We start from the raw sequence: 4997 nt of genomic DNA on the forward strand, positions 1-4997 counted from the left end.
GAGAGAAAGCTTACGACGGTCGTGACATGTTCGGACCGACGGATGCCGAGGCATCCTGCCGTTGGTCGTCGTTCCTCCGCCAATCCGCGTCAACGACGATGGCCCCCGGACTTTGCCGGGGGCCATCGTCGTGTGCGATCGTCAGCGGACGACGACCGCCAGAACGTCGCGGGCCGACAGGACGAGGAACTCGTCGCCGCCGAACTTCACCTCGGTGCCGCCGTACTTGCTGTAGATGACGCGGTCGCCGACGGCGACGTCGAGCGGCACGCGGTTGCCGTTGTCGTCGATGCGGCCGGGGCCCACGGCCACGACCTCGCCCTCCTGGGGCTTCTCCTTGGCGGTGTCAGGGATGACGAGGCGCGGCAGCGGCGGCACGAACGAGATGCGGTTGTACAGCACCGGCGCGAGCGCGAGGATCGCGTGGCGGGCGCGGACGGTGACGCCGTCGGCGATGGCCACGACACCCTCCCCCTCGGTGTATTCGAGGGTGCGCACCGGCTGACCGAGGAAGACGTCGTCGCCCAGGCGCTCGGCCAGCAGCAGCGGCACCTGCTGCAGGCCGCCGACGACGCGCTTGTCCAGGATGAAGTCGGCGTCGACCAGGTTGGTGTAGCTACCGGCGGATGCCGCCATCAGCAGCGACTGCAGCAGCGAGAACGAATGGGTCGGCTTCGTGAGCATGGCCGATCCGGTGGGGAAGGCGAGGTTGCGGATGGCCTCGTCGTCGTCGGTCTGCTCGCGCAGCCAGGCGTCCCACGAGACGGTGTCCCACTCCGCCGCCTGCGGATGGGCCCACGGACGGTCGGGGTCGATCTCGGCGACCATGGCGTCGAGGCGGGCGGTGACATCCGCGATGACCTTCTCGGTCTCGGCGCTGACGGGGAACATCTCACCCGTGTAGCGGTGGGCGACCCCGTCGGGGCCGATGTAGACGCTGTCGCCGTCGCGGTAGCGGTCGAAGGTCTCCAGGCCCAGCTCGACGATGGTCTCCTTGAGCGCGTCCTGATCGGGCGAGACCCACTGGCCGCCGATCTCGAGCATCGCTCCCTCGATCGTGTCGGTCCACAGCCGCCCGCCCACGCGGTCGCGGGCTTCGAGCACGGCGACCGACAGGCCCGCCTTCTTGAGCTGGTTGGCGGCGGTCAATCCCGCCGCACCGGCGCCGATGACGACGACGTCGCGCGTGATCTCGGTCATTGTGTCTCCTCTGTCGTGGATCCGGATGCGTGGTGCTCCCGCAGCATGTCCCGATAAGCGCTGTCAGAGTGGCCTCGAGGAGACCGAAAGTGGGACATCGCCGGGCGCAAGTGGGACATGGGGCGGGGTGTGGGTGGGATGCCGGGGCGGGGTCAGTGGGCGGCGAGGGCAGCGACGACGACGTCGATTCCCTCGGAGAGCAGCTCGTCGGAGATCGACAGGGGCGGCAGGAAGCGGATGACGTTGCCGTACGTGCCGCAGGTGAGCACGATGACGCCCTCGGCGATCGCCGCCTTCGCGACCGCCGAGGTCAGCGCGGCGTCGGGAGCCTTCGTCTCGGGGTCGACGAACTCGACCGCGATCATCGCGCCGGCGCCGCGCACCTCGGCGATGCGCGGGTCGGACTGCTGCACGGACTCGAAGCGGGCGCGGAGGATCCCCCCGATCTCGCGCGCCCGCTCGAGCATCCCGTCGTTCTCGAACGCATCGATCGCCGCGAGGGCGGCGGCGCACGCCACCGGGTTGCCGCCGTAGGTGCCGCCGAGGCCCCCGCCGTGGGTGGCATCCATGATCTCGGCGCGACCGGTGACCGCCGCCAGCGGCATGCCGCCCGCGATGCCCTTGGCCGTCGTGATGAGGTCCGGCACGATGCCGAACAGTTCGCTCGCGAACATCGCTCCGGTGCGGGCGAAGCCCGTCTGCACCTCATCGGCGATGAAGACGACGCCGTGGGCGCGGCACCAGTCGACGACCGCGGGAAGGAATCCCTCGGCGGGCACGATGAAACCGCCCTCGCCCTGGATCGGTTCGATGATGACGGCCGCAAGGTTGTCGGCGCCGATCTGCTTCTCGATCAACGAGATGGCCTTGGCAGCGGCATCCGCACCGCTCAGTCCGTCGCGCAGCGGGTACGAGGCCGGAACGCGGTAGACCTCGGAGGCGAACGGACCGAATCCGCTCTTGTACGGCATCGACTTCGCCGTGAGGGCCATCGTGAGGTTGGTGCGGCCGTGGTACGCGTGGTCGAACGCGACGACGGCCGAGCGGCCGGTGGCCTTGCGGGCGATCTTGATCGCGTTCTCGACGGCTTCCGCGCCGGAATTGAACAGCGCCGACTTCTTCGCGTGGTCGCCAGGCGTGAGACGGTTGAGCTTCTCGGCGACGGCCACGTACGACTCGTACGGCGAGATCATGAAGCAGGTGTGCGTCATCTGCGCGACGGCGGCCTGGACGGCCGCCACGACGCCCGGGTGGGCGTTGCCCACGCTCGTGACGGCGATGCCACTGCCGAGGTCGATGAGCGAGTTGCCGTCGGCGTCGACCACGACGCCTCCGCCGGCGGCGACGGCTTCGATGGGCACCGTGTGCGCGACTCCCGACGCGACGGCGGCGCTCTTGCGCGCCAGCAGCTCCTGCGAGCGGGGGCCGGGGATCGCGGTGACGAGACGGCGCTCCTGCGCCAGGGACGGACCGCCGACGACGGCGCTGTCGATGATGCTCATGCCGGGAGCGTATGAGCCTCGGATGCCGAGCCACACCCTCCGCCGTGTACATTCTGTGATCAGATGCGTACGTGGCGTACAGCCGCCGCGCACCCATCGCCGGGAGCCCGCCCCGGATCGACCCCGGACCGCGCCGAGGAGGCCGCCGCCCATGACCGAGACGCAGCCGACCCTGCGCGCCCTCCTCGCGCGCCGCGACCTCGACCTGCGGCTCGCCTCCCGCCCCGACGATCTCGACGAGGGAGCGCTGGACGCCCCGCTGCGCTGGGTGCACAGCTCCGACCTCATCGACCCCACTCCCTTCCTCGCCGATGACCTGCTGCTGCTGACGACGGGCACGCAGTTCGTCGGAGCCGGCGGCGACGGCGAATCGGGCGATGACGCCGCCGCCTACGTGGCGCGCCTGCGCGCCCGCGGTGTGCGCGGGTTGGGGTTCGGCACCGAGGTGGTGCGCGACGGCATCCCGCCCGCGCTCGTTCTCGCCTGCGCCGCGCAGCGGATGCCGCTGTTCGAGGTGCCCTACCGCACACCGTTCATCGCGCTGGCGCGGGCCAACGCCGAAGCCATCGCCGCGCAGGCGTATGCCCGTCGCACCTGGGCACTGTCGGCGCAGCGGGCGATCTCGCTCGCCGCACTGCGTCCGGACGGGCTGGCGGCGACCGTCGCCGAGCTCGCGTCTCAACTCGGCGCGTGGGTCGGACTGTTCGACGCCGCCGGCACGCTGACCCAGAGCGCCCCCGCCGACGCGCTCGACGACGATGCGCGCGCCGCCCTCGCGACGGAGGCCGGCGCCGTGCTGCGCCGCGGAGCCCGCGCGGCATCGACGCTCGAGATCGGTGATCGACGCGTCACGATGCAGACGCTCGGCCGCGGCGGACACCTCCGCGGGCTCATCGCGATCGTGGGCGCCGACCTCGACCTGGAGGGACGCAGCGTCGTGACCTCGGTCATCGCGATGGCCGGCCTCGCCCTCGAACAGAACGTGGGACTCGGCCGCGCCCGTGCGGCACTGCGGGCAGGACTGCTGCACACGCTCCTCGAGGACGACCCGCAACTGGCGCGTCGTGTGTCGCGCGAGCTGTGGGGCCCGCTGCCGACGAGCCCGGTCGTCATCGGGGTCGCCGCCGTCGCCGCCAACCGCACCGACGCGGCGGTCGACTGGCTCGAGCTGCAGGCCGCCGAGCGCGGCGGCCTGTTCTACGCGCGCAGCGGCGACGGCATCGTCCTCGTGGTCCCCGCCGACGACGAGGGCGCGCCCACCGCACTCGCGCGTCTGCTGGACGCCGCGGTGGGGCTGTCGGAGCCCACCGACTACAGCGGATTCTCTCGCGCCCACGCGCAGGCCCTCACCGCGCTGCGCACCGCCGTGAGCGGGACCGTCACGCGCTTCGCGGATGCCGCGGGGGTGCTGTCGAGTCTCGATTCCCCGGCCGCCCGCGCTCTCGCCGACGCGCGGCTGCGCCCGCTGCGCGCGCACGACGACGCCCAGGGCACGGCGCTCGTGGAGACCGTGCGCACCTGGCTCACCCACGACGCGCGCATCGATGAGGCCGCGCGAGCGCTCGGCATCCATCGGCACACGGTGCGCGCCCGGGTCGCGCAGGCGCAGCAACTGCTGGGGGTGGACCTGTCGAGCTTTCCGGCGCGTGCCGAGCTGTGGGCCGCCCTCGTCGCCGCGGGGTGATGCGCTCTTGGCGGATTCTTGGCGCCGATATGGGTGAATGATGGCGGTGAAGATCGGAGACGCGATGACCCGCGACGGCGCACGGCCGCGACTGCTCTACGTGGAAGACGACCCGACGATCGCGGGCATGACCGTCGAGGTGCTCTCCGAGGTCTACGACGTCACGCACCTCAGCGACGGTCTCGCCGCACGGGAGCGCGTGCTGGCGGAGCGCTTCGATGTCCTGGTCGTCGACCGGCGTCTGCCGGGGCTCGACGGGGTGGAGATCGTGCAGGCGATGCGTACCGCCCGCCTCACCACGCCGGTGCTGCTGCTGACGGCTCTCGGCGCCGTCGCGGACCGGGTCGACGGCCTCGACAGCGGCGCCAACGACTACCTGGTCAAGCCGTTCGACTTCGACGAGCTGCTCGCACGCCTGCGCGCGCTCGTCCGCGGGCACCATGCCGAGGGACGCCGGCGTCACCTCGGGGACTGGACCTTCGTCGCCGAGTCGCGCGCACTGTACGGTGGCGGCGGCGAGCGCGTCACGCTGACGGCGACCGAGGCGCGCCTGCTGGCGCTGCTGAGCGAGAGCCCCGAGCACGTCTTCTCCCGCGACGAAACCTTCACGC

The 4997-nt window shown here is 71.7% G+C and carries 3 protein-coding genes and 2 pseudogenes; 2 read left to right on the forward strand and 3 right to left on the reverse strand.

The genetic code is table 11. The features are described 5' to 3' along the window. Positions 1-141: 141 nt before the first annotated feature. The 3 genes and pseudogenes from I5I_RS17920 to gabT form a co-directional block, all read right to left on the reverse strand. Positions 142-360: pseudogene (locus tag I5I_RS17920) on the reverse strand (co-chaperone GroES); the annotation flags it as partial. Then, a pseudogene (locus I5I_RS05220) lies at positions 358-1200 on the reverse strand (flavin monoamine oxidase family protein); the annotation flags it as partial. The pseudogenes I5I_RS05220 and I5I_RS17920, both read right to left, overlap by 3 nt. A gap of 152 nt (positions 1201-1352) precedes the next feature. Further along, positions 1353-2702 (reverse strand): 4-aminobutyrate--2-oxoglutarate transaminase, encoded by a 1350-nt coding sequence (gene gabT / locus I5I_RS05225; protein ID WP_135949488.1) that lies wholly within the window; start codon positions 2700-2702, stop codon positions 1353-1355. Positions 2703-2853: 151 nt separating this feature from the next. Between gabT and I5I_RS05230 the strand changes: the two genes are divergently transcribed. Together I5I_RS05230 and I5I_RS05235 are read left to right on the forward strand one after the other, a co-directional pair. Further along, a complete protein-coding gene (locus I5I_RS05230) occupies positions 2854-4386 on the forward strand; it encodes a helix-turn-helix domain-containing protein (RefSeq protein ID WP_036317328.1) in 1533 nt (510 codons plus the stop codon). A gap of 40 nt (positions 4387-4426) precedes the next feature. Then, positions 4427-4997: response regulator transcription factor (locus I5I_RS05235; RefSeq protein WP_051039491.1), on the forward strand; the 571-nt coding region annotated here is incomplete at its 3' end.

Origin of the sequence: Microbacterium sp. B24 (assembly GCF_000333415.1) — a bacterium.
Taxonomy (GTDB): Bacteria; Actinomycetota; Actinomycetes; order Actinomycetales; family Microbacteriaceae; genus Microbacterium.

Bases quoted from the DNA above. Each gene is read 5' to 3' on its own strand.
- gabT (WP_135949488.1), bottom strand. From the start codon at position 2,702: ATGAGCATCATCGACAGCGCCGTCGTCGGCGGTCCGTCCCTGGCGCAG.
- I5I_RS05230 (WP_036317328.1), top strand. From the start codon at position 2,854: ATGACCGAGACGCAGCCGACCCTGCGCGCCCTCCTCGCGCGCCGCGAC.